The sequence below is a fragment of the Arthrobacter agilis genome (genome assembly GCF_002953615.1).
In the GTDB taxonomy this organism is placed as follows: Bacteria; Actinomycetota; Actinomycetes; order Actinomycetales; family Micrococcaceae; genus Arthrobacter_D; species Arthrobacter_D agilis_B.
The window spans coordinates 1,190,399-1,193,678 of sequence record NZ_CP024915.1; the positions used below are offsets into that span (position 1 = coordinate 1,190,399).

Annotated in this window: 3 protein-coding genes and 1 pseudogene; all 4 read left to right on the plus strand. The window is 69.7% G+C overall.

Translation table 11 applies throughout. From position 1 onward, the window contains the following. On the plus strand, window positions 1-470 hold a 470-nt coding region (locus CVO76_RS05680), incomplete at its 5' end, for an FKBP-type peptidyl-prolyl cis-trans isomerase (protein ID WP_208741156.1). Between the two features lie 45 nt (window positions 471-515). Then, entirely contained in the window at window positions 516-911 is a 396-nt protein-coding gene (locus tag CVO76_RS05685) for an FKBP-type peptidyl-prolyl cis-trans isomerase (RefSeq protein WP_133083106.1), read from the plus strand. Between the two features lie 109 nt (window positions 912-1,020). Continuing rightward, a complete protein-coding gene (locus tag CVO76_RS05690) occupies window positions 1,021-3,018 on the plus strand; it encodes a helix-turn-helix transcriptional regulator (protein ID WP_208741157.1) in 1,998 nt (665 codons plus the stop codon). Window positions 3,019-3,027: 9 nt separating this feature from the next. Further along, a pseudogene (locus CVO76_RS05695) lies at window positions 3,028-3,280 on the plus strand (hypothetical protein); the annotation flags it as partial.

Here is a 3,280-nt window from a genome sequence, read left to right on the forward strand (position 1 = left end):
AGGTCATCTCGGCCGAGCAGCCCCCGCCGGAGCCCGAGGTCCTCTCGCCCGAGGACGTCAAGAAGCTCGACGAGGAGGGCAAGCTCCCCACGTTCACGTTCGCCGACAACGGCGCACCCGAGGTGACCATCCCCGAGAACGATCCCTCCGACGACCTCGTCGTGAAGGTGCTCGAGGAGGGCGACGGCGAGGTCGTCGCCGAGACGGACAGCATCACGGCGAACTACAGCGGGTGGACCTACTCCGACGGCGAGAAGTTCGACTCCAGCTTCGACCGCGGCGAGCCCGCGACCTTCCCGCTGAACCAGGTCATCACCGGCTGGACCAAGGGCCTGGCCGGCCAGAAGGTCGGGTCGAAGGTCCTGCTCGTGATCCCCGAGCCGTGGGCATACCCCACGGCACAGGCGGGCCAGCCATCCGGCACGCTCGTGTTCTTCGTCGAGATCGTCAGCAAGGAAGCCGCGCAGTAGTCCGGCGCTCCTTCACACCGACGACAATCCCAGGAAAGGAAACCCATGTCCTTCGGACAGCGCAATTTCGACCGGCAGAAGCCGGAGATCGACTTCCCCGCCCACGAGGTGCCCACCGACCTCGTGATCGAGGACCTCATCGAGGGCAAGGGTGACGAGGCGAAGCCCGGCAACACCGTGTCCACCCACTACGTGGGTGTCGCGTTCTCCACGGGCGAGGAGTTCGACGCCTCATGGAACCGCGGCGCGCCGCTCGACTTCCGGGTCGGCGTCGGCCAGGTCATCCAGGGCTGGGACCAGGGCCTCCTCGGGATGAAGGTCGGCGGCCGCCGCCGGCTCGAGATCCCCTCCCACCTCGCCTACGGCGCCAGTGGGGCCGGATCGGCGATCGGACCGAACGAAGCACTCATCTTCGTGGTGGACCTGCTCGCCGTCCGCTAGCCGGATCCGTCGGAGCACGGAGCTCCGGCATCGCAGTCCAGGAGGGACGCAGGCCACCACCGGTTGGCCTGCGTCCCTTTTGCCTCTCCCGGGAAGATAGGGTTTCACCGTGTCCGCAAAACGTACCGAACGCCTCCTCACCCTCGTGATCATGCTCCTCTCGAGCCGACGCGGGTACACGAAGGAGGAACTGTTCGACGAGATCGACCTCTACCGCGAGGCGACGTCGGTGGCCGCACGGGAGAAGCTCTTCGACCGCGACAAGGCAGCCCTCCGGGAACAGGGCATCCCCCTCGAGTCCTTCAGCGAGGACGCCCTGTTCGACAACGACAACACCGTGCAGCGGTACCGCATCAGCGCGGAGGACTACCGCCTCGGCGGGGTCACCTTCCAGCCGGAGGAATACGCCGTCCTCAACCTGGCCGCCGGGGTGTGGGACCAGGGGTCGCTCGACTCCGCGGCGTCCCGGGCACTGCGGAAGCTCAGTTCGCGCAGCACCGACGGCGCGGTCGAGCTCACGCCCCTCATCCAGCCCCGCATCACCACCGACGCGCCCTACTGGGACATCGTGTGGCAGGCCCTGACCTCCCGCACGCCCCTGCGCTTCCCCTACCGCGCGGCCAGTACGGGCCGCGAGGAGGTGCGGACAGTACACCCGTGGGGGATGGGCGCGCGGTTCGGCCACTGGTACGTGGTGGGGTTCGACACCACCCGCAAGGCCGAACGCTTCTTCCGCCTGTCCCGCATGACGGGGGAACCCGTCCTCCTGAAGGGCACCTTCGACGTGCCGGCGTCCTTCGACATGAACGCCACGCTGTCCTCGCTGTCACGCAGCGAGCCGGACCGCACCGCCGTCGTCGCCGCCCGCCCCGGCTCCTGCCAGGTGCTGCGCGTGCGCAAGGACGCCGAGGTCCTGCAGACGGGCGAGGAGTGGGACGTCCTCCGCGTGCCCTACGCGGCATCGAGTCCGATGGCGGCGACGATCGCCGGGCTGGGGACCAACGCGAGGGTGGAGGAGCCCCGGGAGCTGGCGACGGAGGTCGCCCGGCTCCTCGAAGGAGCCCTCGCGGCCGCCCGGACGGCTCCCCGTGACGTCGAGATCACCGCCGGCGCACGTCCCGCACCTCGGAAGAAGTCCTCCTCGCAGGACCACCTGCTGCGCCTGCTCGACCTCGTGCCCTACCTCCTCGCGCATCCGGGGGCCGAGGTGGGCGAGACGGCGCGCAGGTTCGACATCACGGAGGGCCAGCTGACGAAGGACCTCGACCTGCTGTTCGTCAGCGGTCCCCGGCACTACCCGGACGGCCTCATGGACGTGAACATCGAGGACGGCCGCATCTACCTGACGAACGCACGCGACCTCGCGGAGCCGGTGAAGCTGAGCATGGACGAGGCCTGCTCGCTGATCGTGGGGCTCCAGGCCCTCCGCGAACTCCCCGGCATGAGGAACAACGAGGCCATCGTCAGCGCCCAGACCAAGCTGACCGCTGCTGCCGGGGACGCCGCGCACATCGGCACCGCCGTCGCCACCAAGCTCACCGAGGACGACATCGACCCGACGCTCGACGTCCTGCAGGCGGCCCTGCACTCCGGGGTGCGGGTGGAGGTGGACTACTTCGTGCCGACACGCGACGAGATCACGCACCGCCTGCTCGAGCCGATCCGGATCTTCCTGCACCAGGACACGTGGTACCTCGAGGCATGGTGCGTCGACTCCGACGGCCTGCGGAACTTCCGCCTGGACCGCATCCAGAGCGCCACCCTGACCGACCAGCCCGCCACGTCCTCCACGTCCTCCACGGACGAGGAGTCCTCCGCACAGGACCCGCGAGCGGCGGCGCCCTACCGGTCGGGGGAGACCGACCAGGCCGTGACCCTCGTGCTGGAACCGCGGGCGCGATGGATCGCAGCCCAGTACAACGCGGACGCCGTGCAGGAGCTGGGCGAGGACCGGCTGGCGGCACGCCTGAAGGTGGCGTCCAGTTCCTGGATCCCCGGGCTCGTGGCGGGCCTCGGTGGATCCGCCGCCGTCGTCGCCCCCGATGAGCTGCGCGAGGAGACCCTCCGCTGGCTGGAGGCCGCCCGGGCGCACCAGGCGCTGGCCTAGACTGGCATCATGCTCTGGTGGATGTGGATCGTCCTGTGGGTCGCGCTGGTAGCCGTCAGCGTGATCTTCCTCGTCGTGGTCGGCTTCCGCGTCTTCCGGCGCGGAATGCGAACTCTGGGTGAATTCGGGGAGGCGATGGACCGCCTCGCGGTGGACGTCCCGACCGACGACGGCGCCGCCGTGCCGCACGCGGGCGTCCCCGGAATCCCGGTGCCGGCGGTGTTCGCCGCGCCGGCCGAGGTATGCCCGACCTGCCGGCGAG

Coding starts and splice junctions, on each gene's coding strand:
- CVO76_RS05685 (WP_133083106.1), top strand. CDS start 516: ATGTCCTTCGGACAGCGCAATTTCGACCGGCAGAAGCCGGAGATCGAC.